This window comes from Kitasatospora dryopteridis (genome assembly GCF_050749075.1).
Classification (GTDB): Bacteria; Actinomycetota; Actinomycetes; order Streptomycetales; family Streptomycetaceae; genus Kitasatospora.
On the sequence record NZ_CP192749.1, the window covers coordinates 7,045,580 to 7,071,025 of the forward strand.

31 protein-coding genes are annotated in these 25,446 nt (G+C 74.6%); 22 read left to right on the forward strand and 9 right to left on the reverse strand.

Annotated elements, in window-relative coordinates; genetic code table 11:
- The first annotated feature begins 55 nt into the window (after positions 1-55).
- Genes ACQ614_RS31910 through ACQ614_RS31930 form a run of 5 tightly spaced genes read left to right on the forward strand, consistent with a single transcriptional unit; the run spans position 56 to position 5,619 of the window.
- Positions 56-1,420 carry an NAD(P)/FAD-dependent oxidoreductase gene (locus ACQ614_RS31910; protein ID WP_431684082.1) on the forward strand — a complete coding sequence of 455 codons (1,365 nt, stop codon included), beginning with the start codon at positions 56-58 and terminating at the stop codon, positions 1,418-1,420.
- A complete protein-coding gene (locus ACQ614_RS31915) occupies positions 1,417-2,277 on the forward strand; it encodes a DUF1365 domain-containing protein (protein WP_431682449.1) in 861 nt (286 codons plus the stop codon). The genes ACQ614_RS31910 and ACQ614_RS31915 overlap by 4 nt, the downstream gene beginning before the upstream one ends.
- The gene (locus tag ACQ614_RS31920) at positions 2,274-3,560 is read left to right on the forward strand and encodes a class I SAM-dependent methyltransferase (RefSeq protein WP_431682450.1); all 1,287 of its coding nucleotides are present in this window, start codon (positions 2,274-2,276) and stop codon (positions 3,558-3,560) included. Before ACQ614_RS31915 ends, ACQ614_RS31920 begins: the two co-directional genes overlap by 4 nt.
- Complete coding sequence (locus ACQ614_RS31925) at positions 3,557-4,825, forward strand: class I SAM-dependent methyltransferase (RefSeq protein ID WP_431682451.1); 1,269 nt, start codon at positions 3,557-3,559, stop codon at positions 4,823-4,825. Before ACQ614_RS31920 ends, ACQ614_RS31925 begins: the two co-directional genes overlap by 4 nt.
- Positions 4,822-5,619: a DUF1295 domain-containing protein gene (locus ACQ614_RS31930; protein WP_431682452.1), complete on the forward strand. Its 798-nt coding sequence runs from the start codon at positions 4,822-4,824 to the stop codon at positions 5,617-5,619. The genes ACQ614_RS31925 and ACQ614_RS31930 overlap by 4 nt, the downstream gene beginning before the upstream one ends.
- A gap of 95 nt (positions 5,620-5,714) precedes the next feature.
- Here the strand turns inward: ACQ614_RS31930 and ACQ614_RS31935 are convergent, their stop codons facing one another.
- Positions 5,715-6,014, reverse strand: coding sequence for a DUF3040 domain-containing protein (locus ACQ614_RS31935; protein WP_431682453.1), 300 nt, complete (start codon positions 6,012-6,014; stop codon positions 5,715-5,717).
- Between the two features lie 148 nt (positions 6,015-6,162).
- On the opposite strand from ACQ614_RS31935, the gene ACQ614_RS31940 reads away from it, so the two are divergent.
- Entirely contained in the window at positions 6,163-7,137 is a 975-nt protein-coding gene (locus ACQ614_RS31940; protein WP_431682455.1) for a MerR family transcriptional regulator, read from the forward strand.
- A gap of 73 nt (positions 7,138-7,210) precedes the next feature.
- Here the strand turns inward: ACQ614_RS31940 and ACQ614_RS31945 are convergent, their stop codons facing one another.
- Complete coding sequence (locus ACQ614_RS31945; RefSeq protein WP_431682457.1) at positions 7,211-8,437, reverse strand: NAD(P)/FAD-dependent oxidoreductase; 1,227 nt, start codon at positions 8,435-8,437, stop codon at positions 7,211-7,213.
- A 128-nt stretch (positions 8,438-8,565) separates the two neighbouring features.
- Here ACQ614_RS31945 and ACQ614_RS31950 point away from each other — a divergent pair, with 128 nt between their 5' ends.
- Positions 8,566-8,997: a hypothetical protein gene (locus tag ACQ614_RS31950; protein WP_431682458.1), complete on the forward strand. Its 432-nt coding sequence runs from the start codon at positions 8,566-8,568 to the stop codon at positions 8,995-8,997.
- Between the two features lie 460 nt (positions 8,998-9,457).
- Complete coding sequence (locus ACQ614_RS31955; protein ID WP_431682460.1) at positions 9,458-10,357, forward strand: RNA polymerase sigma factor SigF; 900 nt, start codon at positions 9,458-9,460, stop codon at positions 10,355-10,357.
- 91 nt (positions 10,358-10,448) lie between these two features.
- Here the strand turns inward: ACQ614_RS31955 and ACQ614_RS31960 are convergent, their stop codons facing one another.
- A complete protein-coding gene (locus tag ACQ614_RS31960; protein ID WP_431682461.1) occupies positions 10,449-10,892 on the reverse strand; it encodes an SsgA family sporulation/cell division regulator in 444 nt (147 codons plus the stop codon).
- A 217-nt stretch (positions 10,893-11,109) separates the two neighbouring features.
- On the opposite strand from ACQ614_RS31960, the gene ACQ614_RS31965 reads away from it, so the two are divergent.
- The 10 genes from ACQ614_RS31965 (at position 11,110) to ACQ614_RS32010 (ending at position 15,963) form a co-directional block, all read left to right on the forward strand.
- Positions 11,110-11,505, forward strand: a complete 396-nt coding sequence (locus tag ACQ614_RS31965) for a hypothetical protein (protein ID WP_431682462.1) — start codon at positions 11,110-11,112, stop codon at positions 11,503-11,505.
- 30 nt (positions 11,506-11,535) lie between these two features.
- A complete protein-coding gene (locus ACQ614_RS31970) occupies positions 11,536-12,582 on the forward strand; it encodes a mechanosensitive ion channel family protein (RefSeq protein ID WP_431682463.1) in 1,047 nt (348 codons plus the stop codon).
- 110 nt (positions 12,583-12,692) lie between these two features.
- Positions 12,693-12,920, forward strand: coding sequence for a DUF6458 family protein (locus tag ACQ614_RS31975; RefSeq protein ID WP_431682464.1), 228 nt, complete (start codon positions 12,693-12,695; stop codon positions 12,918-12,920).
- 17 nt (positions 12,921-12,937) lie between these two features.
- Positions 12,938-13,258, forward strand: coding sequence for a WhiB family transcriptional regulator (locus tag ACQ614_RS31980; RefSeq protein WP_431682466.1), 321 nt, complete (start codon positions 12,938-12,940; stop codon positions 13,256-13,258).
- A gap of 91 nt (positions 13,259-13,349) precedes the next feature.
- On the forward strand, positions 13,350-13,610 hold the full coding sequence (locus ACQ614_RS31985) for a GlsB/YeaQ/YmgE family stress response membrane protein (RefSeq protein ID WP_363499967.1): 261 nt from the start codon (positions 13,350-13,352) through the stop codon (positions 13,608-13,610).
- An 85-nt stretch (positions 13,611-13,695) separates the two neighbouring features.
- Positions 13,696-14,037 carry a PRC-barrel domain-containing protein gene (locus ACQ614_RS31990; protein WP_431682467.1) on the forward strand — a complete coding sequence of 114 codons (342 nt, stop codon included), beginning with the start codon at positions 13,696-13,698 and terminating at the stop codon, positions 14,035-14,037.
- Positions 14,038-14,234: 197 nt separating this feature from the next.
- Positions 14,235-14,636, forward strand: coding sequence for an STAS domain-containing protein (locus ACQ614_RS31995; protein WP_431682468.1), 402 nt, complete (start codon positions 14,235-14,237; stop codon positions 14,634-14,636).
- 80 nt (positions 14,637-14,716) lie between these two features.
- Complete coding sequence (locus ACQ614_RS32000) at positions 14,717-15,166, forward strand: ATP-binding protein (RefSeq protein ID WP_431682469.1); 450 nt, start codon at positions 14,717-14,719, stop codon at positions 15,164-15,166.
- Positions 15,167-15,275: 109 nt separating this feature from the next.
- Positions 15,276-15,692, forward strand: coding sequence for an SsgA family sporulation/cell division regulator (locus ACQ614_RS32005; protein ID WP_431682470.1), 417 nt, complete (start codon positions 15,276-15,278; stop codon positions 15,690-15,692).
- Between the two features lie 97 nt (positions 15,693-15,789).
- Positions 15,790-15,963 (forward strand): CsbD family protein, encoded by a 174-nt coding sequence (locus ACQ614_RS32010; protein WP_431682471.1) that lies wholly within the window; start codon positions 15,790-15,792, stop codon positions 15,961-15,963.
- A gap of 124 nt (positions 15,964-16,087) precedes the next feature.
- Here ACQ614_RS32010 and ACQ614_RS32015 read toward each other — a convergent pair whose 3' ends face one another.
- A complete protein-coding gene (locus ACQ614_RS32015) occupies positions 16,088-16,567 on the reverse strand; it encodes a DUF427 domain-containing protein (RefSeq protein WP_431682472.1) in 480 nt (159 codons plus the stop codon).
- 275 nt (positions 16,568-16,842) lie between these two features.
- On the opposite strand from ACQ614_RS32015, the gene ACQ614_RS32020 reads away from it, so the two are divergent.
- Positions 16,843-17,667: an oxygenase MpaB family protein gene (locus ACQ614_RS32020; protein ID WP_431682473.1), complete on the forward strand. Its 825-nt coding sequence runs from the start codon at positions 16,843-16,845 to the stop codon at positions 17,665-17,667.
- A gap of 420 nt (positions 17,668-18,087) precedes the next feature.
- The gene (locus ACQ614_RS32025) at positions 18,088-19,311 is read left to right on the forward strand and encodes a branched-chain amino acid ABC transporter substrate-binding protein (RefSeq protein WP_431682474.1); all 1,224 of its coding nucleotides are present in this window, start codon (positions 18,088-18,090) and stop codon (positions 19,309-19,311) included.
- Between the two features lie 107 nt (positions 19,312-19,418).
- Here the strand turns inward: ACQ614_RS32025 and ACQ614_RS32030 are convergent, their stop codons facing one another.
- Genes ACQ614_RS32030 through ACQ614_RS32040 form a run of 3 tightly spaced genes read right to left on the reverse strand, consistent with a single transcriptional unit; the run spans position 19,419 to position 21,884 of the window.
- Positions 19,419-20,210 carry an ABC transporter permease gene (locus tag ACQ614_RS32030; protein WP_431682475.1) on the reverse strand — a complete coding sequence of 264 codons (792 nt, stop codon included), beginning with the start codon at positions 20,208-20,210 and terminating at the stop codon, positions 19,419-19,421.
- Positions 20,207-21,169, reverse strand: coding sequence for an ATP-binding cassette domain-containing protein (locus tag ACQ614_RS32035; protein ID WP_431682476.1), 963 nt, complete (start codon positions 21,167-21,169; stop codon positions 20,207-20,209). The genes ACQ614_RS32030 and ACQ614_RS32035 overlap by 4 nt, the downstream gene beginning before the upstream one ends.
- Before the next feature lie 46 nt (positions 21,170-21,215).
- Positions 21,216-21,884 carry a DUF4097 family beta strand repeat-containing protein gene (locus tag ACQ614_RS32040; protein ID WP_431682478.1) on the reverse strand — a complete coding sequence of 223 codons (669 nt, stop codon included), beginning with the start codon at positions 21,882-21,884 and terminating at the stop codon, positions 21,216-21,218.
- A gap of 232 nt (positions 21,885-22,116) precedes the next feature.
- Between ACQ614_RS32040 and ACQ614_RS32045 the strand changes: the two genes are divergently transcribed.
- Entirely contained in the window at positions 22,117-22,869 is a 753-nt protein-coding gene (locus tag ACQ614_RS32045; protein WP_431682479.1) for a helix-turn-helix domain-containing protein, read from the forward strand.
- Between the two features lie 47 nt (positions 22,870-22,916).
- Here the strand turns inward: ACQ614_RS32045 and ACQ614_RS32050 are convergent, their stop codons facing one another.
- Both ACQ614_RS32050 and ACQ614_RS32055 read right to left on the reverse strand, forming a co-directional pair.
- The gene (locus ACQ614_RS32050; protein WP_431682480.1) at positions 22,917-24,035 is read right to left on the reverse strand and encodes a DUF3048 domain-containing protein; all 1,119 of its coding nucleotides are present in this window, start codon (positions 24,033-24,035) and stop codon (positions 22,917-22,919) included.
- Positions 24,036-24,174: 139 nt separating this feature from the next.
- Positions 24,175-24,321, reverse strand: coding sequence for a hypothetical protein (locus ACQ614_RS32055; RefSeq protein ID WP_431682481.1), 147 nt, complete (start codon positions 24,319-24,321; stop codon positions 24,175-24,177).
- Positions 24,322-24,714: 393 nt separating this feature from the next.
- On the opposite strand from ACQ614_RS32055, the gene ACQ614_RS32060 reads away from it, so the two are divergent.
- A complete protein-coding gene (locus ACQ614_RS32060; protein ID WP_431682483.1) occupies positions 24,715-25,446 on the forward strand; it encodes an ABC transporter ATP-binding protein in 732 nt (243 codons plus the stop codon).

The window sequence follows — 25,446 nt, forward strand, 5'->3', positions numbered from 1 at the left end:
GAAGGAGCGGCCCGGCACCAGCACGGGCCCGTGCAGTGGAGGGGGCCCAGTGACAGTGCCCGGAACGGTCCCGGACACGACGGCAGGCAGGGGCGCGCGGCACGCGCACCCCGGCCGGACCGTCGCCGTCGTCGGCGCCGGAGTGGCGGGCCTCACCGCCGCGTACGAACTCCGGCGGGCCGGCGTCGACGTGCAGTTGTTCGAGGCGGACGGCAGGCTCGGCGGCCACGCCCACACCCAGCGGGCGGTGGGCGCCGACGGCCGCGAAGTCCCCCTGGACACCGGCTTCCTGGTGCACAACGAGCGCACCTACCCGCACCTCGTCCGGATGTTCCGCGAACTCGGCGTGCAGACCCGCGACAGCGACATGAGCATGTCCGTCCAGTGCCGCGGCTGCGGCCTCGAGTACGCCGGCGCCCGCGGACCCGCCGGCCTGCTCGCCCGCCCCGACGCCCTGCTGCGCGGCCGCTACCTGCGGATGCTCGCCGAAGTACCCCGCTTCCACCGCCGCGCCCGCCGCCTGCTCGCCGACCCCGGCGCCGGCGACCCCTCGCTGCGCGCCTTCCTCGCCGACGGCGGCTTCTCCGACTACTTCGTCAGCCACTTCATGACGCCGGTGGTCGCCGCCGTCTGGTCCTGCGCCCCCGACCTCGCCGGCGACTACCCCGCCCGCTACCTCTTCGCCTTCCTCGAGAACCACGGCATGCTGTCCGTCACCGGCTCGCCCACCTGGCGCACCGTCGTCGGCGGCTCCCGCAGCTACGTCGAGCGGATCGCCGAACGCCTCACCGCCGTCCACCGCGGCGCCCCCGTCCGCGCCGTGCACCGCCACCACGACGGCGTCGAGATCACCACCGCCGACGGCAGCCGCACCGCCGCGGACGCCGTAGTCGTCGCCACCCATGCCGACCAGGCGCTCGCCCTGCTCGCCCGCCCCACCCGCACCGAACGCCACGTCCTCGGCGCCTTCCGCTACTCCCGCAACCCCACCGTCCTGCACCGCGACGCCTCCCGGCTCCCGCGGGCCGCCTGGGCGCGCGCATCCTGGAACTACCGGATGGCCGACTGCCGGGGAAGCGCCGACAGCGTCCAGGTCAGCTACCACCTCAACCGGCTCCTCGGCCTCGCCACCGAGGAGGACTACCTCGTGACCCTCAACGAGGACCGCCACGACCCGCTGCCCGACGAGCACGTGGTCTCCCGCACGGTCTACGAACACCCCGTCTACACCGCCGAGAGCGTCGCCGCCCAGCGCCGCCTCCCCGAACTCACCACCGGCCGCACCGCCTTCGCCGGCGCCTACCACGGCTGGGGCTTCCACGAGGACGGCTGCCGCTCCGGCATCCACGCCGCCCGGGCCCTCCTCGGCACCCCCGCCCTCGCCGCAGACCGCCACGGGCTCACCGCGAGCACCCGATGACCGCACCCGCAGCCACCCGCCGCAGCCCCGGCCCGGCCCGCCCCGGCACCGGACTCCCCGGCCCCTGGGGCGCAGCCCTGTACGAGTGCCGGATCGGCCACGTCCGCACCGTTCCGCTGCGGCACGCCTTCCGCCACCGCACCTACCTGTGGCTGGTCGACCTCGACCACCTGCCGGTGCTGCCCCGCCCGCTGCGCCCGCTCGCCCGCTTCCGGGCCGCCGACCACCCCGGCGACCCCCGCGGCACCCTGCGCGGCAACCTGGAGCAGTACCTCGCCGGGCAGGGCATCGACCTCGCCGGCGGCCGCGTCCTGATGCTCGCGCAGGCCCGCTCGCTCGGGTACGTCTTCAACCCGCTCACCGTCTACTGGTGCCGCGGCGCGGACGGCGGCCCGCTGTGCACCGTCGCCGAGGTGCACAACACCTACGGCGGCCACCACCGCTACCTGCTCCGCCCCGACGCGGACGGCCGCGCCGAGACGGCCAAGGAGTTCTACGTCTCGCCGTTCTTCCCCGTCGACGGCCGCTACCGGATGGCCCTGCCCGAACCCGGCGAGCGGCTCCGCCTGACCGTCCGTCTGGAACGGGCCGGCGGAAGCCCGTTCACCGCCACCGTGCAGGGCACCCGCCGCCCCGCGGGGCCGGCCGCGCTGCTGCGGGCCGCCCTGCACCACCCGCTGGCCACCCTCGCCGTCAGTGTGCACATCCGCTACCAGGGCATACGCCTCTACCTGCAGGGCCTGCCCGTCCACCCCCGGACCGCGCCCCCGAACCCGGCCGACCGCAGCCACGCCACGCCCCCGGCAACCGCAATCCCAGCAGCACCCGCAACCGAAGAAGAGGTGTCCGCCCCGTGACCCGGCCCGCCCTTCCGACCGCCCCGCCGCCGACCGCCGTCGACCCCGGCCGCTGGCCCGACGTCGCCCGCATTCCCCGGGCCCCGCTGCGCGCCGCCGTCGCCGGCCGCCTGCTGCGCAGCGTCGCCCGGCGCCGCGGCCTGCGCGTCGAGCTCCCCGACGGCAGCCCCCTGGTGGCCGCCCCGCCCGGCGCACCCGTACTGCGCCTGCACCGCCCCGAGGCCTTCCTCGCCCGCGTCGGCGCGACCGGGCTGATCGGCTTCGGCGAGGCCTACCAGGCCGGCGACTGGGACACCCCCGACCTGATCGGCCTGCTCGGCGTCCTCGCCACCGCCCCCGAGACCATCGTCCCGACCGGCGCCCAGTGGCTGCGCCGGCTGTACGTGCAGCGGCCCCCGGCCGCCGAACTCTCCACCGCCGAGAACGCCCGCCGCAACATCCACCACCACTACGACCTGTCCAACGACCTCTTCGCGCTGTTCCTCGACCGGACGATGACCTACTCGTCCGCCGTCTTCCCCACCACTCCCGCCGGCGCACCCCTCGCCACCTGGGAGAACCTTCCCGAGGCCCAGCACCGCAAGATCGACCGCCTGCTCGACCTCGCCGCCGTCGGCCCCGGCGGCCGCGTCCTGGAGATCGGCACCGGCTGGGGCGAACTCGCCCTGCGCGCCGCAGCCCGCGGCGCCCGCGTCACCAGCCTCACCCTCTCCGAGGAGCAGCTCGCCCTCGCCCGGCGCCGCATCGCCGACGCCGGCCTCGCGGACCGCGCCGACGTCCGGCTCTGCGACTACCGCTCCGCCGAGGGCCGGTACGACGCGGTGGTCAGCGTCGAGATGATCGAAGCCGTCGGGCGCCCCTTCTGGCCGGAGTACTTCCGCACCATCGACCGCGTCCTCGCCCCCGGCGGCCGGGCCGCGCTCCAGGCCATCACCATGCCGCACGACCGCATGATCGCCAGCAGCAACACCTACACCTGGATCCTCAAGTACATCTTCCCCGGCGGCCTGATCCCCTCCGTGCAGGCCATCGACCAGACCACCGCCAAGCACACCCGGCTGCGGGTCGCCGCCGACCACGCCTACGGGCCGCACTACGCCGAAACGCTGCGGCTGTGGCGCGAACGCTTCACCGAACGCGCCGAGGACGTCGCGGCGCTCGGCTTCGACCAGGTCTTCCGCCGCACCTGGGAGCTCTACCTCGCCTACTCCGAGGCCGGATTCCGCACCGGCTACCTCGACGTCCGGCAGATCCTGCTCACCCGCGGGGAGGACGCCCGGTGACCGCCGCCGCCCGCCTCGCCCCGCTCCTCGCCGACCTGATCGGCGGCCCGCCGCCCTTCCGCATCCGCGCCTGGGACGGCTCCACCGCCGGCCCCGAGGACGCCCCCACCGTCGTCCTGCGCCGCCGCCGCGCACTGCGCCGCCTGCTCTGGCAGCCCGGCGAACTCGGCCTCGCCGACGCGTACATCACCGGCGACCTCGACGTCGAGGGCGACCTCGCGGAAGGCCTCGGCACCGTCCGCCGGGCCCTCGCCGGACGCGGCCCGGTCCGCCCCGCCGCCCGCGACCTGCCCCGGCTGCTCGCCGCCGCCGCCCGGCTCGGCGCCCTCGGCCCCCGGCCCGCGCCGCCCGGCGGCCGCGCCGCCGTCCGCGGCGCCCTGCACAGCCGCGGCCGCGACCGGGCCGTCGTCAGCCACCACTACGACCTGTCCAACGAGTTCTACGCCCTGCTGCTCGGCCCCGCGATGGCCTACTCCTGCGCCTACTGGACCTCCGGCGAGCAGAGTCTGGCCGAGGCGCAGACCGCCAAGTTCGACCTGATCTGCCGCAAGCTCGGCCTGCGCCCCGGCAGTCGCCTGCTCGACGTCGGCTGCGGCTGGGGAGCCCTCGCGCTGCACGCCGCCCGGCACCACGGCGCCCGCGTCACCGCCGTCACCCTCTCCCGCCGCCAGCACGCCTTCGCCGCCGCCATGGTCGCCGAGGCCGGCCTCGGCGACCGGGTGGAGGTCCTGCTGAGCGACTACCGCGACATCGCCGAGGGCCCGTACGACGCGATCAGCTGCATCGAGATGGGCGAGCACGTCGGCGAGGGCCACTACCCGGCCTTCGCCGCCCGGCTGCACGGCCTGCTCCGGCCGCAGGGGCGGCTGCTGGTGCAGCAGATGTCCCGCGGCGCGAACGCCCCCGGCGGCGGCGCCTTCATCGAGACGTACATCGCCCCCGACATGCACATGCGCCCGGTCGGCCGCACCGTCGACCTGCTGGAGGGCGCCGGCCTGGAGGTCCGGCACGTCGAGGCGATGCGCGAGCACTACGCCCGCACCATCGACGCCTGGTACGAGACGCTCCGCGAACGGCGGGCCGACTTCACCGGCCTGGTCGGCGAGCGGACCGTCCGGCTCTGGCAGCTGTACACGGCGGGCAGCTCGCTGGCCTTCGCCGAACGGCGGATGGGCGTCGACCAGATCCTCGCCGTCCGCCCGACCGGCGGCGGGGCGAGCGGCACACCCGCCACGCCCGCCCCCTGGTACGGGGCGGCCACATGAACGGTGCTGCCTTCGCGGTGAACCTCGCGGCCACGGCCGGCGCCGCGCTCGCCGTCCTGCTGGCCGCCCTCGCGGTCGGCCTGCGCACCGGCCGGCACCGCACCGTGGACGTCGCATGGGGACTCGCCTTCACCGCCGTCGCCCTCACCGGGTACGGCCTCTCCGCCGGGTACGGCGACGACGGGCGGCGGCTGCTCGCCACCGTCCTCACCGCGGTGTGGGGCGTCCGGCTGTCCGTCCACATCGCCCTGCGGGCCCGCGGCACCGGCGAGGACCCGCGCTACGAACGGATGCTCGCCCGGAAGCCGCCCGGCCGCGCCCGCACCCTGTACGCGGTACGGACGGTGTACCTGCTGCAGGCCGCACTGGTCTGGTTCGTGTCGCTGCCCGTGCAGGCCGCCCAGTACCTGCCCGACCCGCCCGGCCCGCTCGCCTGGGCCGGCACCGCGGTCTGGGCCGTCGGCCTGTTCTTCGAGGCCGTCGGCGACCGGCAGCTGACCCGCTTCAAGGCCGACCCGGCCAACCGCGGCCGGATCATGGACCGCGGCCTGTGGCGCTACACCCGGCACCCCAACTACTTCGGGGACGCCTGCGTCTGGTGGGGCCTGTTCCTGCTCGCCGCGGACGCACCGATCGGCTGGGCCTTCGTCGCGAGCCCGCTGCTGATGACCTGGCTGCTGGCCTTCGGCAGCGGCAAACCCCTGCTGGAGCGCCGGATGAGCTCCGGCAGGCCCGGATGGGACGCCTACGCCGCCAGGACCAGCGGCTTCGTCCCGCTGCCGCCCCGCCGCTGACGCACCGTCGACCACCGGCCTCCGCCGGCCGTCGACCGACATGCCGCCGGGCGGGCGCCGATGCGGGCGCCCGCCCGGTCCTTCAGCAACCTCGATCAACAACCGAATCCGAAACGCCCCGACCGCCGGAGGGCGGCCGCCGAGCCCAGGGCGGCCGCTCCGGCGAGCGGGGCCGCCGCGGGATTCCCCGCAGCGGCCCACAGGGCGAGTCCGGCCGCCGCCGCCGCAAGCGCGGTGACCACCGCGGTGGGTACTCGCGGACCTCGGAGCAGCAGGCCCGCACGGCCGCGCCCGCTGCGCAGCCTTCGGTCGAGCCCCGGATCCTCGAGGCGGGCCTGCTCTTCGATGACGGCGAGGACCGATCGCTCCCACGGGGTCAGGGCGACGGCTGCCATGGCGATCGACCTCCTTCCCGCGCCGGGTTCTGCACCCGGCCCCTCCACCGTGCGACCGCCGACCCCGTCCGGCAGCCCGCACCGCCTGTGCAGCGCTTCGCGGCGTGTCCTGCCCCGGGCAGGTGCAGCACCGACTACCGTGCCCAGCGTGGACACCCCGACCGACCTGTCGGCCCCCCTCGCCGAGGCGAGCATCACCACCGGGGGAGTCGCCCGCAGACTCGGCGTCTCGCCGACCACCGTCCGCTCCTGGGAGCGCCGCTACGGCATCGGCCCGTCCGGCCACGAGGCGGGCCGGCACCGCCGCTGGACCCCGCAGGACGTGGCCGTGCTGGAGGCGATGTGCCGCCTCACCGCCCGGGGCGTGCCGCCCGCCGAGGCCGCCCGCCTCGCCCGCGGCGGAGCCCTCGCCCGGCTGCCCCAGGGCCGTGCCGAGACCGGCGAACCCCGCGAGTCCGGCGGCGGCCGGACCCTCCCGCTCGGCACCGTCCGCCCGGAGTGCCGCGGGCTCGGCCGCGCCGCCGTCCGCCTCGACGCACCCGTGGTCGAGCGGCTGCTCGACGTGGCGGTGGCCGACCTCGGCCTGGTGACCGCCTGGGACGAGGTCATGATGCCCGCGCTGCGCGCCGTCGGCCGCAAGTGGGCGGTGGAGGGCGAGCGGTACGTCGAGGTCGAGCACCTGCTCTCCTGGCACGTCTCCGGCGCCCTGCGGAGGGTCACCCGCTGCATCGACCCGCCGGCGCCGGTCGCGCCCGTCCTGCTGGCCGGCATGCCGCGGGAGCTGCACTCGCTGCCGCTGGAGGCCGTCGCGGCCGCCCTCTCCGGCCGGGGCATCCCGTTCCGGATGTTCGGCCCGGCCGTGCCGCCGGCCGCCCTGGTCGAGTCCGTCCGGCGGATCGGCCCGTCCGCGGCGCTGCTCTGGTCGCAGTCCCGGGACACCGCCGACACCCGCCTCGCCCAACTGGCCGCCGCCACCGCCTGGGGCCCCCGCGGTGCCCGCGCCCGCCCCGCCGTCCTCCTCGGCGGCCCCGGCTGGTCCGGCGCCGGCCGCATCCCCGGCACCCTCCGCCCCCGCCGCCTCACCGAAAGCCTCGTCCACCTGGAGACCCTGGCAGCCCCCTGAAGCACCCCGCTCAGGGGCGCGGGGAACCGCGCAGCCCATGGCGAGGTGATCCCCGGCGCCGGCGGCAGCCCCTTCACCGGCCGGCGTCGGCCAGCACCTCGCGGGCGGCCCGCGTTCCCGACGCCAGTGCCCCCTGCACCGACCCCGTGCCGCGGTGGTCCCCGCAGACGTAGCGGCCGCCGCCGAGCCGGGTCGGCCGGGTCAGCGGGTGCGGGGCGGGCATCGCGGGCAGTGCGTACGGGATGCGGTAGTCCGCCAGGTGTTCCCAGCCGCCGGTGTCCGTCTCGTACAGCTCGGCCAGCCGGGCCCGCACCTGCGGTTCGTCAGCGTCGGCGCCCAGCACGGACGTCGAGACCAGCGCCCGCCCGTCGCCCGCGTACCCGGGCACCGCCTCGGAGAGCACCACCGTGTTCAGCACCGGCCCGTCCGTGTCGACCAGCAGGGTCGGCTCGGCGAGCGGGGAGCGCGGCGCCGCGTGGTAGAGCGTGGTCACCGACCGGGCGGGCGGCACCGCCAGCCCGGGCAGCAGCCGGGCCGCCTCGGGCGCCTCGGTGGCCACCACCACCCGCTCCGCGGCCACCTCCGTACCTGTCACCAGCCGGACGCCCCCGTCCGTCACCTCCGCGACCGGGGAGCCGAGCGTCACCGTGCCCGGCGGGAGCCCGGCCGCGAGCTGTTCCGGCACGGCCCCGATCCCGGCCTCCGGCAGGCAGAGGGTGCCGCGCAGCATGCTCCGCCACACCAGGTGGAACACCCGGCCGGAGGTCTCCAGCCGGTGGTCCAGGAACACCCCGGAGAGGAAGGGCCGCAGCACGGCGTCCACCGTCTCCGGCGACAGGCCGGCCGCCGCCAGGGCGCGGTGCGTCGGCTCGTCGCGGCCGCGGCGCAGCAGCGCGGCGGGCAGCACCATGTCGCGGGCGCTGAGCAGCCCGAGTGCCACGGTGTCCCGGAACGGTGCCAGCCGGCCCGGCAGCAGGTCGGCGGCCTCGCCGGGCCGCCGCGTCGGATCGACCAGCCGCCGGCGCCCGTGGCGTCCGGCCAGCAGGAACCCCGGGGTCAGCGGGTGCAGCCGCAGCGCCTGGAGGTCGATCCGCCGCCTCACCTGCGGGTACGCGGTGTTGAACACCTGGAAGCCGCGGTCCAGCCGGAAGCCGCGCACCGTGTGGGTGCGCATCCGGCCGCCCACGCCGTCCGAGGCCTCCAGCACCCGCACCCGCAGGCCGCCCGCCACCAGGTCGTGCGCGCACGCCAGCCCCGCGAGCCCGGCCCCGACCACCACCACGTCCACCGACGGCCCCATGCCGCCACCTCCTCGTCTCCGTACGGCCCCCGTACGGCCCACGCGGGGGTCGGCCGCACCACGCCCGCGGGTACACCTCACACGCCCGACCCCGTACGCCCCAGCCGCCGAACCTCCGGAGCCCGCTCGTGAACCGCAGACTGCTCAGACTCACCGGCGCCGCCACCGCCCTCTACGGCGTGGCGGTCACCCGCCGTCCCGGCCTGCTCGCCCGCCCGTCCGGGCTCACCGCACCGGACGGCACCGTCCCCGCCGCGGTCGAGGCCTGCCTCCGCCCGCTCGCCCTGCGCGACGCGGCCTGCGGACTGGCGATGCTTCTCGCCCCGGACGACAGCAGCCTCCGCACCGCCACCCTGCTGAGGGTCGCCGCCGACTTCGGCGATGCCGTCCTGCTGTCCGGTGCCCTGCCGGCCCGGCGGCACCGGGTGATGGCCCTGACGGTCTCGCTCGGCTGGGGTGCACTGTCGGTGGCCGGCCTGCTGCAGCCCGCCACGGACCGGGCCGGCAGGCGCTGCGCGAACGGTGCGGGTGGCCCGGAAGGGGCACCGGGCGCAGGATGACAGGACCCCCTCAGGCGTCCGGCGGACCGAGCCGGCGGTAGGTGTGGACCGAGCCGGCGGTAGGTGTACGGGCCCGGGCAGCGGATGCCCCGGGCCCGTTCTGCACGCCCGACCACCGGTGCGCAGTCCAACCGTCCCCTGCCGGTGTCGCATGGTGCAGGCCCTTCGGGAGGAACGGCGCGGCAGCCCGGCGGCCGACGGCCCGCCGCCGCCCGCCGGGCCCTGCGGCGAGTCTGGTGCCCGGCCCCCACCCCTGCCAGGTGCAGCGTTTGCGCAGCGTTGCCGACCGCTCCCTCCCGGTACGCGACCGGGCCGCCCGGGGCCCGCCGGGGGCGTAAGCGAACGATGTCGTTCGTGAAGGGGCCGTGGAGCTTCGGGGGCCGTCCGGCGAGGATCGGGCACTCGGGGTCTGAGCTCCGGACACCCGGGCATGCGAGCCGCCGACGCACCCACGGAAGGAATGGCCATGGCAGTGATGAGTGAAGGGTCGACGATCGCACCCGGAGCGACCGCGGCGGGCGCGAGCTCCGAGGGCGTCGCCCGGGCGCAGGCGCAGCCGGTCCGGCGGATGGTCGAGGACCCGTCGGCGGTCGCACCCGCCGACGCCAAGGTCCTCTCGGCGGCCCTGTTCGAGCGGCTGCGGACCCTCGAGGAGGGCACCCCCGAGTACTCCTACGTCCGCGGCACGCTGGTCGAGCTCAACCTCTCCCTCGTCCGGTACGTCGCCCGGCGCTTCCGGCAGAGCGGCGAACCGATGGACGACATCGTGCAGGTCGGCACGGTCGGCCTGATCAAGGCGATCGACCGGTTCGACCCGGACCGCGGCCTGGAGTTCGTCACCCTCGCGGTACCGACGGTCGTCGGTGAGATCAAGCGGTTCTTCCGGGACTCCACCTGGGCCGTCCACGTGCCGCGCAGGCTCCAGGAGCTACGGCTCGCCCTCGCCAAGGCCGGCGACCAGCTGGAGCAGGCGCTCGGCCGCCCGGCCACCGTCGCCGAACTCGCCGCCCACCTCGACCTCACCGAGGACGAGGTCATCGAAGGCATGATCGCCCGCAACGCCCACACCGCGGGCTCGCTCGACCTCGGCACCGACGGCGAGGACGGCGACGGCTCCCTGCTGCAGCGCCTCGGCCGCCACGACCCCGGAATGGAGAAGGTCGAGAACCTGGAGGCGCTCAAGCCCCTGGTCGCCGCCCTCTCCGAACGGGACCGCGCCATCCTGCACATGCGCTTCGTCGCCGAGATGACCCAGGCCGACATCGGCGCCCGCCTCGGCGTCTCCCAGATGCAGGTCTCCCGGCTGCTGGCCCGCATCCTCGGCTCCCTGCGGAAGGGCATGCTCGGCGCCGGAGCCTGAACCCCGGCAGGAAGGCGCGGACGTGCCCCGCGCGCGCGGGCGCTCCCCGGCCGACAGCCGGGGAGCGCCCGCATGCCCGGGACCGGCCGCCTCAGAAGATCCGCCGGAGGAACTCCTCCGGCGTGTGCGGCCAGTCCACGAACGCCGACTCGCAACCGGCCGGCACCGCCAGGTACGTGCTGTCCAGGAACGCCCCGACCTCCGCCGCGCCCAGCCGCACGGCCGAACCGGCACCCGGGCAGCGCCACTCCAGCACCAACCCGTCCTCGCCGTCCGGCCGGACGCACAGGTCACCGTCGCCCGCCCGCCCGTACCGGCCCTCCGCCAGCAGGTCGCGGCCGACCGTCCACTGCGGGCCGTCCTCCACCGCGCCGCCGTCCTCCACCACCAGCGTGTCCGTCAGTCGCGCCGGCCCCGGGAAGCACAGCCCGACGGCGTACGGGTCGTCCGTCCGGTAGCGCAGCACCACCCGGACCCGGCGCGGTCGCGGCCCGCCGATCCGCGCGGTCGTGTGCCGTTCGATCGTCTCCACCATGCTGCGTCCCTCCGCTCCGTGCGACCCGGGCCCTGCCCGTCCCCGGGCGCCTGCCCCGGCGTCAGGCGTCCATGCGGCCGGTGCCGCAGCCGGATTCCGACGGACAGTCACACCGGAAGCCCCGCCGCAGGTTTGCCGCCCCGGCCAGCGGCAAGGCGGCACCGCCGAAGGCGGACACCCATGAAAGACCTGCCCGAACTCCGACTCGAGGAGAACCATGACCACCGACCGTCCCGACGGGACCGTTCCGTTCCCGCGTCAGCCCGACGCCTCCTCGCCGCGGGCCAACGCCTCCGCGGCGGACCTCGCCGCGCCCGCCGCCCAGGCCCGGGAGGCCCTCGGCAACTGGCTCGACCCGCAGCAGGTCGAGACCGTCTCCGCCGAGTGGGAGGCCGTCCAGGCCGGCTTCGTGGACGACCCGGCCGAGGCCGTGCGCCGCGCCGACGAACTCGTCGAGCGCGCAGCCGACCTGGTCGCCGAAGCCGTCCGCCGGCGCCGCGAAGGCCTGCGCGCCGAGCCCGGATCACCCGCCGGGACCCGCACCGGCACCGAGGAACTGCGGCTCGCCCTGCGCGACTACCGCACCGTCCTGGACCGCCTCCTGGCGTCCTGAACCGCCGAAGCCCCCAACGACGGGAGGACCATGTCCGTGTGGACCGCCCTGCGGCCCGTCGCCGTCGCCGCGGCGGCACTGCTCGCGATCGCCCTGCTGGACCGCGCCGTCCTGCTGATCGCCCGGCGCCCGTCCACGGGCCCGCTCCGCACCCTGCTGCAGCCCTGCCGGGTGCCCGCCCTGCTCACCCTCGGCGCCCTGCTCGCGCTCGCGGCCGAGCCCGCCGCCGGCCTGCCGGAAGCCGCCCGGGGCCCGCTGCGGCACGGCCTCGTACTGCTCGTCCTGGCCGCCGGCGCCTGGCTGCTCGCCCGCGTGGTCGCCCTGCTCATCGACACCTCGCTCGCCCGGTACGCCACCGAACGGCGCGACCCGGCCCGGATCCGCCGCGTCCGTACCCAGACCGGCATGCTGCGCCGCCTCTCCAGCGCGGGCATCGCCGTGGTGGCGCTCGCCGCCGCGCTGATGACCTTTCCGGCGGTGCGGTCGGTCGGTGCCAGCCTGCTCGCCTCCGCGGGCATCCTCGGCCTGGTCGTCGGCGTAGCCGCGCAGAGCACCCTCGCCAACCTGTTCGCCGGTGTCCAGCTGGCCTTCGGCGACATGGTGCGGCTCGGCGACGAGGTGGTCGTCGCGGGGGACTGGGGCACCGTGGAGGAGATCACCCTGACCTATGTCGTCATCGCGACCTGGGACCAGCGCCGCATCGTGATGCCGGTGTCCTACTTCGTCGGGAAGCCCTTCGAGAACTGGTCCCGGCGCGACCCGGCCATCACCGGCACCGCCCTGCTCCACCTCGACCACCGCACACCCGTCGCCGAACTCCGCACCGAGTTCGAGCGGTTGCTCAAGGAGTGCGCGTGGTGGGACGGCACCGGCAGCGCCCTGCAGGTCGTCGACACCACGCCCACCACCATCGTGGTGCGCGCCCTGATGACCGCCCGCAACGCCTCCGACGCCTTCGAACTCCGCTGCTGGATCAGGGAACAGCTGATCGGCTACCTCCGCGAACACCACCCCGAGGCCCTGCCGAGGCCGGCTTTCGACCGCACCGACGACCTGCCCGCCGCCTCCGGCAGCTGACGGGAACCCAGGTGCCTGCTGTTCGGCCGGACATGCACTCCGCCCCCGGGGGTAGACGCGGGAGCGGCCCGCCGTCCGGGCGGACCGCAGCGACGACGGAGGAGACCCCCATGGGCATCGGCGGATGCATCATCCTGTTCGCGATCGGCGCCATCCTCACCTTCGCGGTGGACTGGCACCTCTCCGGTGTCGACCTCGACACCGTCGGCATCGTGCTGATGGCGGCCGGCCTGCTCGGACTGGTCGTGTACGCGAGCGCCCTGCGCCGCCGCCGGACGGTAGCCGGCCGCCCGGCCGAGCAGGTAGTCGAGGAACGCCGCTACTACGACGGGCTGTGAGCCCGGGAGGAGCACCGATGGACACCGAGGACCGTCCCGGCGGACGGGACGACCGCAGCAGGCGCTGGCAGCACCGGGCCGCCTGCCGCGGGCAGGACACCGCACTGTTCTTCCACCCGGCCGGAGAGCGCGGCGAACCGCACCAGGACCGCGTCGAGGCCGCCAAGCGGGTCTGCACCCGCTGCCCCGTCCGCGGCCAGTGCCTGGAGTACGCGCTCACCGCCGACGAGCGGTACGGCATCTGGGGCGGGCTCACCGAGGACGAGCGCCGCGCCCTGCGCACCCGGACCCGCCGCCGCGGCCGGCCCGCCGCCTCCGGGCCGCCCCGCCGGGGCTGATCCCGGAACGGGGCGCATGGCCCGGCCGACCCGGGGCAGACGAACCCCCGCACGCAGACGGACCGAAGCAGACGGAAGGAGAGGGAGAGCGATGACGATTCTCTGGGCACTGGTGGCGGGCCTGGTCGTGGGACTGCTCGCGAGGCTGGTCCTGCCGGGCCGTCAGCCCGTCCCGTTGTGGCTGACCGTCCTGCTGGGCCTGGCCGGCGCACTGGTCGGCAACGCCCTGGCCTCGTACCTGGGCGTACGGCACACCGGCGGCATCGACTGGCTGCGCCACCTGCTGCAGGTGGGCGTCGCCGCGGTGCTGATCGCCGCGGCCTCCCCGGTGTACGCCGGACGCCGCCGCTGACCCGCACCGACCGGCAGTCACCACCGCCGGGTGCAGCACACCCCGGCACCGACCGAGAACCGCACACAACCGCAGGGAGAGGACGATGAACGAGCAGCTGTGGAACCACCACCCCGACCACATCTCCGACCAGGACCTCACCGGCTACACGGTGCAGGCCACGGACGGCCGCATCGGCAAGGTCGACCGGCACTCCGCCGAGGTCGACGCCGCCTACCTGGTGGTCGACACCGGCCCCTGGATCTTCGGCCGGCAGGTCCTGCTGCCCGCCGGCACGATCCTGCGGATCGACCACGAGGAGAGGACCGTGCTGGTCGACCGGCCGAAGGACGAGATCAAGGGCGCGCCGGAGTTCGTCGGCGAGCACGGGGCCGTGCCCGCCGACCACCTCAGCGCCCTCGGCAGCTACTACCGGCCGATGATCTGACGGCCCGCCGGCGGCCGGGGCGGCCCGCGGACCGCCCCGGCCGGCCGCCGGGACCCGCCCGGCCCGCCCGGGTTCGGGTGCGGCCGCCACCGGGTACGGTGCCAGGGACGGCCGACCCGGCGCCGGGCCGTCGGACGCGGGAGAAGTGACGGATCGGCGGCCGCACCGAGGACGGCCGCCAGCGGAGGGCACAGGACATGGGCAGCGGTGAGCTGGGTACGGGGACGACGACCGGCCGGTCCACGGGAGCCGCGACGCCTGCGCTGCGGACGGCTTCCGGCCCGGACGGGGCGCTGGTGTGCTCCCTGACCGGCGACCTCGACCTGGACGGCCTCCCCGGCGTGGAGGGCCCGCTGCGCGGGCTCCTGGCGGACGCCGCGCCGCCGGGCGTGTTCTGCCTCGACCTCTCCGCCGTGGGATTCTGCGACTCGACGGGCCTCAACCTCCTGCTCCGGCTGCGGCTGGACGCCGAGGAGTCGGGGGTCTCGCTCGTCCTGGCGCAGCCCGGCCCGCAGCTCAGCCGGCTGTTCGAGCTGACCGGCACGGGAGCGGTGTTCCGGGTCTTCGGGACAGTGGGGGAGGCGTGCGCAGCCGGGTGAGGACGGCCCCGGGCCGCCCCGGCGACAAGACCCCGGACGAGGGCGTCCCGGGGAAGTGTCGGAAATCCATGGGTGAGGACATGAGCAGCAGTTCGCAGACCGCCGAAGGGCCCGTGCTGGGCCAGCGCCGCCGGTACGTCTTCGGACCCGGCGGGCAGGTCGGGTCGGGCCGGGAGTTCGCCGCCAAGGTGCTCCTGGACTGGGGCCTGGCCTGCGACGAACTGCTGGACGAGGACGTCCGGCTGATCGTGTCGGAGCTCGTCTCCAACGCCTGCCTGCACGGCGGCGGACCGCGCGAGCTCGTCCTCGTCCTCAACGACCGCTCGGTGCGGATCGAGGTCCTCGACGCCGGGGACGGCGTGCCCGAGCCGCGCAGCCCGCACAGCTCCTCCCGCCCCGGCGGCCACGGCCTGCACATCGTCAGTCGGCTGAGCACCGCCTGGGGCGTGCTGCGCGCCCCCGGCGCGAAAGCGGTCTGGGCCGAGGTGGCGCTGCCCGCCGCGGCCGGCGGGCCCTCCGGCACGGCCTGACCCGGCGCCCGCACGGGACCTCCTCCGGCCGGCAGACCGGAGTGCATGCGCAGGCGGATCGGGGGCAGACGGGCCGCCGACCGCTTCGGACGTCCCAGGGGAGTCGACCGTGATCATCGCGCAGGCCGGTGCAGCATCCATTCCCGCCCCCGTCCCAGGCGTCGTGCCGCTGGTCCTGCGGTACGACTCCGAGGACCCGTTCGCGGTGGTGCTGGAGTTCCCCGACCCGCCGACCGACGGAGAGATGTCCGGCGGCGAGCCGATCAGCTGGTGCGTCTCCCGGGAACTGCTGCGGCGCGGCCTGGACGGCCCGGCCGGCGACGGCGACTTCCGGCTGGCACCGGTCGACGGCGGACTCACCCAGCTGGAGTTCCACAACCGCAACGGCGTGGCACTCGTCCAGGTCGCCACCGACGACCTCGGCACCTTCCTGGCCGACACCGACGAGGTGGTGCGGCCCGGGGAGGAGCACCGCCATGTGCACTGGCCCGACACCGTCGAGGCCTTCCTGCGGATGTCGGACTGACGACCGCCGCCCGGGCCCGGTGCATGGAACGTCCGCAGCGGGGCAGACGCATCCCCGTGACCCCCGGCGGACCGCCCGCCGGACGAAGGGAGTGGTCATGAGCGGCACCAAGAAGGTGGAGAACGTCGCCCAGAAGGCCAAGGGCAAGGCGGAGGAGACCGCGGGCAAGGCCGTCGGCAACGAGCGGCTCACCGCGAAGGGCAAGATCGACCAGGCCGCCGCCGACGCCAAGCAGGCGGGCGAGAAGGCAAAGGACGCCCTCAAGCACTGACCGACGGAGGTCTGTGGCGTCTTCGGACCCGGGCCACGGGTCACCCAGGGGCGTGTGGGGTATCCCCCCGCACGCCCCTCAGTGGTGCCCGAGTGCTTTTCGGGCCCGCTGGTGTCGCGGCCCGTCACCAGCCGGCCGTGCCCGGACCGCCCTTGAACGGCCCGCGGAGGTCCGAGGTGATCCAGCCGCCGTAGAAGTCCCCCTCCTGCGGGACCACCACCTCGCCGTCCACCGTGCAGCGGTCCACCCGGGACGGGTAGAACGCCAGGTGGTCCCGGAGCGCCTCGTAACCGGGCGCGGGCTCCGGATAGCTCCACACCGCGTTCTCGCTGCGCACGTCCCCGACGACCAGGTCGAAGTGGACGGCCGTGCCCTTCCACTCGCACCACGTACGGTGCCAGGACGGCACCAGCACCCCGGCGGCCACCGCCGACGACGGCAGGTAGTACACCGGCGGGTGGCTGGTCTCCAGCACCCGCAGCGCCTCCTTCGTGTCGGCCAGCAGCAGCCCCCGGAACTCCACCGTCACCCGGCGGCGTGACCGCTCGACCCGGGGCGGACGGGGGTAGTCCCACACCGACTCCGTCCCGTCATCGGTCGCCATGGCTCGCCTCCCTCCTCTCGCGGGGGCCCGCGCTCGCCCCTGGAACATTCGTAGCCGCCCCACCCCCGGACTGGTCCGTACTTTGCACGGGGCGGGGGCGCGGGGAACTGCGCAATCCGGACGTGGGCTGCCGTACGGGACAGCGGCCGGACAAGTCTTGAACGCCGGCCACTCCCGGGCTGCGCAGTTCCTTGTCGCGGCAGCGCAGCCGCGGCACGCTGGGGAGGACGGGAGGTGTCGCGATGGCCCGTGGTGAACCCGGAGGGGACCTCCGCGTGCCCGCCGACGGCCTGTTCGGCCCCGACACCGTGTCCTGGCGGGTGCACGCGGACCCGTCCATGCTGCTCGGCGGCCTGCGGGCCCTGCTGCTGCAGGCACTGCACCCCCGCGCGATGGCCGGCGTCGCCCAGCACTCCAGCTTCCAGGAGGACCCGTGGGGGCGGCTCTACCGCACGGCGTTCTTCATCGGCGCGGTCACCTACGGCACCGGCGACGAGGTCCGGGAGGCCGTGGGGCGGGTGCGCCGGGTGCACGAGCACGTCCGCGGCACCGACCCGGCCACCGGCAGGCCGTACCGCGCCGACGACCCCGACCTGCTGGTCTGGGTGCACTCCTGCGAGGTCGGCTCCTTCCTGGACGTGGTCCGGCGCGCGGGGCTGCACCTCACCCCGGCCGAGGCGGACGCCTACCTGCGGGAACAGACCGCGGTCGCCCGACTGGTCGGGGTGCCCCCGGACGTCCCGGTGCCGGACTCCGAGGCAGCACTCGACCGCTACTTCACCGCGGTGCGGCCCGAACTGATGGTCACCCCGGCGGCCCGGGAGGCGGTGCGGTTCGCCTTCCTGCCGCCGCTCCACGGACGGGCGGCTCTGGCCACCCCCGCCTGGGCCGGACTGGTCGGCCTGTCCCTCGCCCTGCTGCCCGGCTGGGCCCGCCGCATGTACGGCCTGCCGGGCTGGTGGGTCACCGACCTGGCCGCCGGGCTGGAGGCCAGGGCCCTGCGCACGGCCGCCCTCCGCCTGCCCCGCACCTGGCGGGAGGGCCCGCACCTGGTGGCCGCCCGCGAACGCCACGGCCTGGCGGAGACGTCCCGCGGCTGAGCAGGACCACCTCCCGCCGTACCCGGGCGGGCCGGGGAACCGCCGGCCGCCGTACGCGGTCCGGACGGGCCCGCGTTCAAGTCTTGACACCGAGTCGGTCGAATGTGGCCGTTCGGTGGCGGTGTTGCGGTCACGGATAGTGTTGCGGCGAACCCGTTGACGCTCCTATTTGGCACGTCATAAGGTCGCGGCCCGTGGATGCCGGTCGGTGATCCGGACATGACGGCCCGATGCCGCCAGGTTCCGGTCCGCCGTCCCTCGCCGGACGGTCCACAGGGGGTGCAGACTGTCATGCCCCGGTGCGGAGTTCACCGGGCCGGTGATTGCTGTGCCTTCCTTCGCGCCGTGCCGCCACCTCGCGGTTCCTGTCGGCGCGGTCCGGCGTCCCATGAGCAAACCCACTCAGCAAGGGATGTGCCGGTGACCCGTTTCTCCCGGCCGAGGGCCGTGGCCCTGGGCGTGGTCTGTGCAGTGATGCTGTCCGGCTGCTCGTCGGGCGTGTTCGGCGCCGGGTCGTCGGTCACGGTCGTCATCGGTGTCGACGGCCCGCTCACCGGCAAGCTCGCCGACCTCGGGCTCGGCATCCGCAACTCGGCCGAGCTGGCGGTCGCCAAGGCCAATGCCAAGAACACCGTCCCGGGCGTGAAGTTCGTCCTCGACGCGAAGGACGACCAGGCCGACGAACAGGGCGCGCTCGCCAACGGCCAGGCGTTCGTCGCCGATCCGAGGGTCATCGGCGTGGTCGGCCCGCTGACCTCGTCCGGCGCCCTCGCGATGGCCCCGGTGCTGTCGGAGGCGGGCCTCGCCGTGATCTCCCCGTCCAACACCTCACCCGCGCTGACCTGGGGCGCCGACTACCGCGCCAACGGCAAGAAGCGCCAGTACGCCACCTACTACCGCACGGTCACCACCGACGCCGTGCAGGGCCCGCTGCTCGCCCGGTACGCGCACAGCCGGCTGAAGGCCGAGCGGGCGGCCGTAGTCAGCGACACCAAGGCCTACGGCAACAACCTCGCCGCCGAGTTCGGGACGGCCTTCGAGGAGGTCGGCGGCAAGGTCGCCTTCCGGGCCACCGTGAAGGACGGCACCACGGACTTCTCCAAGCTGGCCTCGCAGATCGCCGCGACCCACCCCGACATCGTGTACTACGGCGGCGAGCACCCCGAGGGCGGACCGCTCTCCGCGGCACTCAAGGCCGCCGGCGTGAACGTGCCGATGGCCGGCGGCGACGGCCTGCACACCGACGGCTACATCAAGGCCGCCGGCGCCTCCTCCAACGGCGACCTCGCCAGCCAGCCCGGCATCTCGGTGGAGGGCCTCGCCTCCGCCTTCGGCTACCTCGAGGCCTACACCCAGGCCGGCCACAAGGAGGAGCCGGGCCCGTTCGGCCCGTACGCCTACGACTCCACCTGGGCCCTGATCCAGGCGGTCGGCCGCGCCAGGCAGGCCGAGCCGGACGCCACCGGCGCGGAGCTCCGCAAGGCCGTGGCGGAGGCCCTCCAGCACGTGTCCTTCTTCGGAGTCACCGGCGACGTCTCCTTCGACGAGTACGGCGACACCCGCAACCAGGTGGCCTCGATCTACAAGGTCACCAAGGGCAGTTGGACCTCCGTCGTCCCGTTCGGACGTCTCCGCGACTTCTGACCCCCGTACGAATGACCCCGTACGAACGGGCGGCGTACGCCGACAGGTGTCGGTGTACGCCGCCCTCGGGTGGTACGGGGTGCGGGTGGCCCGCGCGGCCACGGCGGTTACTTCGGGTCGTGGTTGAACTTCGAGGTCGACCAGAAGTGGCCGAGCACCGCGAGGCCCAGGCACCAGGCGACGGCGAGCCATCCGTTGTTCCCGATCTCGGTGCCGAGCAGCAGGCCGCGCAGGGTCTCGATGGCGGGTGTGAAGGGCTGGTACTCGGCGACCGGCTGGAACCAGCCCGGCATCGTGTCGACCGGGACGAACGTGCTGGAGAGGAGCGGCAGCAGGATCAGCGGCATCGCGTTGTTGCTTGCGGCCTCGGCGTTCGGGCTGACCAGGCCCATGCCGACGGCGATCCAGGTGAGCGCGGTGGCGAAGAGCACGAGCAGTCCGAACGCCGCCAGCCACTCCAGGACGGTGGCGTCCTCGGAGCGGAAGCCGATGGCCACGGCGACGGCGCCGACCAGGACCACGCTGGCGACCGCCTGCAGCACGCTGCCGACGACGTGTCCGACGAGCACGGAGCCGCGGTGGATCGCCATGGTGCGGAAGCGGGCGATGATGCCCTCGGTCATGTCGTTGGAGACGGAGACCGCGGTGCCGATCGTGGTGCTGCCGATGGTCATCAGCAGCAGACCCGGGACGATGTAGGCGATGTACTCGGAGCGATCGGCACCGCCGCCGCCGATGCCCGCGCTCATGGTGTCGCCGAAGATGTAGACGAAGAGCAGCAGCAGCATGATCGGGGTGAGCAGCAGGTTCAGCGTGAGCGACGGGTACCGCCTGGCGTGCAGCAGGTTGCGGCGCAGCATGGTGGACGAGTCGCGGACGGCGAGGGCGAGGGAGCTCATCGGGCAGCCTCCGTGGACTGGTTGGGGATGACGGCGCCGCCGGTCAGGGCGAAGAAGACGTCGTCGAGGTCGGGGGTGTGCACGGTGAGTTCGTCGGCCTCGATGCCGGCCGAGTCCAGCCGGTCGAGGACGGTGCGCAGTTCGCGCTGGCTGCCGCCGCTGGGGATCTGCAGCGCGAGGGACGAGTCGTCCCGGGCGGCCTCGTGCAGAGCGGTGGCGGCGTTCCGGTAGGCGGCCGGATCGGTGAACCGGAGCCGGACGTGTCCGCCGGGGACGAGCCGCTTCAGTTCCTCGGCGGTGCCCTCGGCCACGATCCTGCCGTCGTTGAGCACGGCGATCCGGTCGGCGAGTTCGTCGGCCTCCTCGAGGTACTGGGTGGTGAGGAGGACGGTGGCACCGTCCGTGACGAGTTCGCGGACGATCTGCCACATGGTGTGGCGGCTGCGCGGGTCGAGGCCGGTGGTCGGTTCGTCGAGGAAGATGATCCGCGGGCTGCCGACCAGGGTCATGGCGATGTCGAGGCGGCGCTTCATGCCGCCGGAGTAGGTGGAGGCGGGCTTCTTCGCGGCATCGACCAGGTCGAAGCGCTCCAGCAGTTCGGCGGTGACGCGACGGCCCTCGCGCTTGGGCAGGTGGTGCAGGTCCGCCATGAGGAGCATGTTCTCCTCGCCGGTGATCAGGCCGTCGACGGCGGAGAACTGCCCGGTGACGCCAATCGCGGCACGTACGGCCTGCGGGGCGGTGACGAGGTCGTGGCCGCCGACGCTGATCCGGCCACTGGACGGGTCCGGGGAGACGAGGGTGGAGAGGATCTTGACGGCGGTGGTCTTGCCTGCGCCGTTCGGGCCGAGCAGGGAGAAGATCGTCCCTTCCGGGACGGTCAGGTCGACGCCGTCGAGGACGGTCTTGTCGCCGTAGGACTTGCGCAGCCCGTTCGCCGCGATGGCCGGACCGGTCATGAGAGGTGCCCCCTTGTTCTGCCGGCTGTGGTTGCCGGCTGCGGATTTACAGGCTGCGGGCGGTGATGTCGCCGTAGGCGGTGGTGGCGTGGACGGTGAGGCCGGCGGTGCCGTCGGTGTTGCGGAGTGCGTTGTGGATGCGGCCGTGGCCGGTGCCGGCGTCCAGGGAGGCGGAGACTCCGCGGGCGGCGCCGATGGTGATCGCGCCGTGCTGGGTGCGGAGGGTGACGGTGCCGCGGTGGGCCTCGGTGACGGTGATGTCGCCCTTTTGGGTGTCGATCTCGGCGGGGCCGGTGAGGCGGCCGAGGGTGATGTCGCCGGCCTGGAGGGTGAGGCGGGTGGTGGCGGTCTCGTCGAGCTTGACGGTGGCCTGGGCGGCCTCGAAGGTGACGTCGCCGAGGCGTCCGACGCCGCGGAGTTCGGCGGCGGCCGTCTTCGCGTCGAGGCGGGAGCCGGCGGGCAGCTGGACGGTCACCTCGACGGAGCCGGAGTTGCCGAGGATGCGGTTCGTCGCGGACGGGGCCTCGATCCGCAGGACGCCGTCGTGGTAGGTGGCCCGGGTCTGCTCGGCGGCCTTCAGGTCGCGGCTCTTGCCGGGGTCGGCGGGCAGGATCTCGACCGTGGTGTCCGTCCGGTCGGCGGCGATGAGGCGGATGCGTCCGGCGGGGATGTCGAGGACGGTGGTGATCGGGGCGGTGGTGTCGAACTTCTGCATGGTGTTCTCCCGTTGCTTGCTGTTTCTGACAACGGAAAAGCTACGTTGCGTTCGATGATCTGGCAACGCGTTCGTTGCGCAGAATCGCCATGATTGCAGGTCAAGGCCGGGAAATCATTGCAATGGTCTTGCGAATTAACGCAACGTCAGCGATCGATGCGTTGCAATGGAATGAGGGTGAACGCTATGCTGACGGCACCACGGCCCACGAAGGACCACGAAGGAGACCGCAATGCCGGGAGGCAGGCTCACCCAGCAGGAACGCCAGCAGATCGCGCTGGGGCTGGCCGACGGCCTCGCCTACGCCGAGATCGCCAGGCGCCTCGACCGGCCGACCTCGACGGTCACCCGCGAGGTGATGCGCAACGGGGGCCCCACCGCCTACCGCGCCGACATTGCCCACCGCGCCACCGAGCACCGCGCCCACCGCCGCAGGCAGGCCGCACCCCGAGGCTCGGATGCGCCCCCGCAGGCCCACGGGCGCGACGCGGAGGCGGTGTACGCGTACGAGGAGGTGCTCACCACCGTCCTCATACAGTCGGGCACGCCCAAGATGATGGCCCGGGTGCTGGCCTGTCTGTTCACCAGCGACGAGGGCAGCCTCACCGCGTCCGAACTCGTCCAGCGCCTCCAGGTCAGCCCGGCGTCCGTCTCCAAGGCGGTCGCGTTCCTCGACGACCAGGGCCTGGTCCGCCGGGAACGCGACGAACGCCGCCGCGAGCGCTATGTCGTCGACGCCGACGTCTGGTACCAGTCGATGATGGCCAGCGCCCGCGGCACCGCCCAACTCGCCGAAACCGCACGGCAGGGCGTCGGCGTCCTCGGCCCCGCGACCCCGGCCGGCGTCCGCCTCGAGAACATCGCCCGCTTCGTGGACTTCGTCTCCGAGAGCATCGTCCGCGCCGCCGACCAGGCACGGGACATCCTCCACGCGAAGCCCGAAGCGGCCCCGGGCGGCATGGCCGAGCCGCGTTCGGACGACTGACGGAGAGGCAGGCAGGGCGCGCTGCCGGGCATCAAATACAGTTCCCCTCAGGCGGGTTCGAGGACGATCCACACCTGCCCGGGGTGGAACGGCATCCGCCGGCCCGCGTAGCTGAACTCCGTCCCGGCCGCGGCGTCCGGCCGGGACCAGCTGCCCCGGTACGCCATGCCGTCCCGGAGGAAGACCGCCTCGCCGCTGCCGACCGTCGGCGCGAAGGGCAGCACGGCGCCGGCGGAGTCGACGAGGCCGAGCGGCGAGGTCGTCTCGGCGACCTTCTGCACCACGATCGTCGGCGCGCCCATCTGCCCCGCGTCGGTGGTCATGGCGGGCCTGCCGTCCGTCGCCACCAGGTACCTGCCCTGCGCGGCGGACCAGGTGAAGGTGAACGAGGCCGAGGGCATCCGAGCGCCGTACGAGCCGGTCGGCACACCGCCGGCCGGCGCACCGCCGAAGCGGAACCCGACGTCGCGGGCCTGCGCCGTACCCGGGCAGCTGCGGAGGATTTCGGACGGCACGACGTACAGGTTGAACGGCGCCGCCTTCTCCCGCCCGCGGAAGTACGGCACACCGGTCTGCTGCGGCGAGCAGTTGACCACATCGGCACCGGCCAGCACGGGCAGGAACCGGCTCTGCGCACCGGAGTACGCGAAGTCCACCCGCCCGTACTGCTGCAGGACCGGCAGGTCGCTCTCCCGGGCACTGCGGACGGGACCGATCCGGTCGCCGGCCGGCAGGTGGTCGGAGTCGTAGATCGCCAGGAGCCGCGAGATGCCGCCCTCGACCTCGATCGCGTAGACCACGTCGGCTGCGTTCACGCCCGTCTGCGGCCTGGCCGGCGCGGCATTGTCGATCTTGACGGCGACGATCCGGCCGGCCCCGCCCGGGAGCCCGGTGAGCGGCGACACTCCGGCCCGGTCGGTCGGGCTGCTCGGTGCCGACGGGCTTGCCGGGGTGCTCGGGCTGCTCGGTGCCGTCGGTGCGGGCGTCGGCCCGGCGGGCTGCGGGCCGGCCTCCGTACGACCGGGGGAGGTCCGGCCACCGACGGTCAGCACCACCGCCAGCACCACCGCGAGGAGCAGCGCGGCACCGCCCACGGCAAGGGCGGCGATCCGCTGCGGACGGGACAGCGACCGCCACCGGTCCGGCGCAGGCCCGGAGGTCTTCATACGGGCTCACCTCCGTGCACCCGGATCGGCTGGGACTCCGGCCGTCTGCGAAGACGCCCCCGCCGACCGCCCCGGTTCCGTCACCCGCCGAGCGCCCGGGCTGAGGGATGTCTTCAAACGGTACGGGTGTGCCCCCGCATCAACCCGAGGGCCCTTCGAAGGCAAGTTCCAGCACCCGGCAGGTCCAGCCCGCCAGGCGGCACCAGGCCCGCGCCGTGCCGCCGATCACCCGGTACCAGGCGATGCCGAACGGCAGCGCGATGGCGAACCAGGACGGCGGTGCCATCTCACCGGGCCGGTGGGCACCCTCGCGCGCCCACCGCCGGCACCGCTCCACACCCCGGTCCGTCCAGTCGACCCACCGCCCGGAGCGCCCGGCCCACCGGACGGCGGCAGCCGACAGCCGGGCGCGCCGATCGTCACGCCGTCGGACGCCCACGGCCCCGCTCGGGCCTCGGCGGGTCATCGCACCTGCCTCCCGGTCCCCTCCATTCTCCGCCGCGGCCGGGGCCTTTCCGCCGCAGGCAGGGCCGGGCGGGCCCGCCGCCAGGGCCGAACGGCCCGGCAGAGGAACGCCCCTTCCGGCCCGCGCATCCGGGCCGCCCGGCACTTGGTACGGGCCGGGCCCCGGACCAGGGTCGGAAGCGGAGGACCGGCGCCCCGCCACGAGGAGACCGCCATGGACACCCCGAGCACGAACGGACAGCGGCCGCTGCTGGCCGCCACCGGTGTCCGCAAGGTCTACCGGACCGGCAGCGTCGAGGTGACCGCCCTGCGGGACCTCGACCTGACCGTGCTCCCCGGCGAACTCGTCGGGGTGATGGGCCCGTCGGGCTCGGGCAAGACCACCCTGCTCAACTGCCTCTCCGGACTGGACGACATCGACGCCGGCCGGGTCGAGGTCGACGGCCGCGACCTGTTCGCCATGTCGGACGCCGAACGCACCGAGCACCGCGCCCGCGCGATGGGCTTCGTCTTCCAGGCCTTCAACCTGATCCCGGTCTTCTCCGCCGCCGAGAACGTCGAACTCCCGCTGCTGCTCACCGGCACCCCGCCGCACGAGGCCCGGGCCAGGGCGGTGGCCATACTGGAGCGCGTCGGACTCGGGCACCGTGTCTCCCACCGGCCCGGCGAACTCTCCGGCGGCGAGCAGCAGCGCGTCACCATCGCCCGTGCCCTGGTCGCCCGGCCCGCCGTGGTCTGGGCGGACGAGCCCACCGGCAACCTGGACAGCACCATGGCCGACCAGGTGATGGACCTGCTCCGCACCCTCAACCGCGACGAGGGCCAGACGATCGTGCTGGTCACCCACGACGAGGCGATCGGCGCCCGACTGCCCCGCCTCGTCCGGATGCGCGACGGCCGGCTGGTCTCCGACACCCGGCAGCCCGAACTGCAGACGGCGGGCTGA

What these genes read in the sequence shown, in the direction of transcription:
- ACQ614_RS32060 (WP_431682483.1), top strand. Translation starts at nt 24,715, where the DNA reads ATGGACACCCCGAGCACGAACGGACAGCGGCCGCTGCTGGCCGCCACC.
- ACQ614_RS31935 (WP_431682453.1), bottom strand. Translation starts at nt 6,014, where the DNA reads ATGGCAGCCGTCGCCCTGACCCCGTGGGAGCGATCGGTCCTCGCCGTC.
- ACQ614_RS31990 (WP_431682467.1), top strand. Translation starts at nt 13,696, where the DNA reads ATGAACGAGCAGCTGTGGAACCACCACCCCGACCACATCTCCGACCAG.
- ACQ614_RS32035 (WP_431682476.1), bottom strand. Translation starts at nt 21,169, where the DNA reads ATGACCGGTCCGGCCATCGCGGCGAACGGGCTGCGCAAGTCCTACGGC.
- ACQ614_RS32050 (WP_431682480.1), bottom strand. Translation starts at nt 24,035, where the DNA reads ATGAAGACCTCCGGGCCTGCGCCGGACCGGTGGCGGTCGCTGTCCCGT.
- ACQ614_RS32010 (WP_431682471.1), top strand. Translation starts at nt 15,790, where the DNA reads ATGAGCGGCACCAAGAAGGTGGAGAACGTCGCCCAGAAGGCCAAGGGC.
- ACQ614_RS31985 (WP_363499967.1), top strand. Translation starts at nt 13,350, where the DNA reads ATGACGATTCTCTGGGCACTGGTGGCGGGCCTGGTCGTGGGACTGCTC.
- ACQ614_RS32045 (WP_431682479.1), top strand. Translation starts at nt 22,117, where the DNA reads ATGCCGGGAGGCAGGCTCACCCAGCAGGAACGCCAGCAGATCGCGCTG.
- ACQ614_RS31930 (WP_431682452.1), top strand. Translation starts at nt 4,822, where the DNA reads ATGAACGGTGCTGCCTTCGCGGTGAACCTCGCGGCCACGGCCGGCGCC.
- ACQ614_RS31915 (WP_431682449.1), top strand. Translation starts at nt 1,417, where the DNA reads ATGACCGCACCCGCAGCCACCCGCCGCAGCCCCGGCCCGGCCCGCCCC.
- ACQ614_RS32000 (WP_431682469.1), top strand. Translation starts at nt 14,717, where the DNA reads ATGAGCAGCAGTTCGCAGACCGCCGAAGGGCCCGTGCTGGGCCAGCGC.
- ACQ614_RS31945 (WP_431682457.1), bottom strand. Translation starts at nt 8,437, where the DNA reads ATGGGGCCGTCGGTGGACGTGGTGGTGGTCGGGGCCGGGCTCGCGGGG.
- ACQ614_RS32040 (WP_431682478.1), bottom strand. Translation starts at nt 21,884, where the DNA reads ATGCAGAAGTTCGACACCACCGCCCCGATCACCACCGTCCTCGACATC.
- ACQ614_RS31975 (WP_431682464.1), top strand. Translation starts at nt 12,693, where the DNA reads ATGGGCATCGGCGGATGCATCATCCTGTTCGCGATCGGCGCCATCCTC.
- ACQ614_RS31955 (WP_431682460.1), top strand. Translation starts at nt 9,458, where the DNA reads ATGGCCATGGCAGTGATGAGTGAAGGGTCGACGATCGCACCCGGAGCG.
- ACQ614_RS31970 (WP_431682463.1), top strand. Translation starts at nt 11,536, where the DNA reads ATGTCCGTGTGGACCGCCCTGCGGCCCGTCGCCGTCGCCGCGGCGGCA.
- ACQ614_RS31960 (WP_431682461.1), bottom strand. Translation starts at nt 10,892, where the DNA reads ATGGTGGAGACGATCGAACGGCACACGACCGCGCGGATCGGCGGGCCG.
- ACQ614_RS32030 (WP_431682475.1), bottom strand. Translation starts at nt 20,210, where the DNA reads ATGAGCTCCCTCGCCCTCGCCGTCCGCGACTCGTCCACCATGCTGCGC.
- ACQ614_RS32055 (WP_431682481.1), bottom strand. Translation starts at nt 24,321, where the DNA reads ATGGCACCGCCGTCCTGGTTCGCCATCGCGCTGCCGTTCGGCATCGCC.
- ACQ614_RS32015 (WP_431682472.1), bottom strand. Translation starts at nt 16,567, where the DNA reads ATGGCGACCGATGACGGGACGGAGTCGGTGTGGGACTACCCCCGTCCG.
- ACQ614_RS31965 (WP_431682462.1), top strand. Translation starts at nt 11,110, where the DNA reads ATGACCACCGACCGTCCCGACGGGACCGTTCCGTTCCCGCGTCAGCCC.
- ACQ614_RS31980 (WP_431682466.1), top strand. Translation starts at nt 12,938, where the DNA reads ATGGACACCGAGGACCGTCCCGGCGGACGGGACGACCGCAGCAGGCGC.
- ACQ614_RS31995 (WP_431682468.1), top strand. Translation starts at nt 14,235, where the DNA reads ATGGGCAGCGGTGAGCTGGGTACGGGGACGACGACCGGCCGGTCCACG.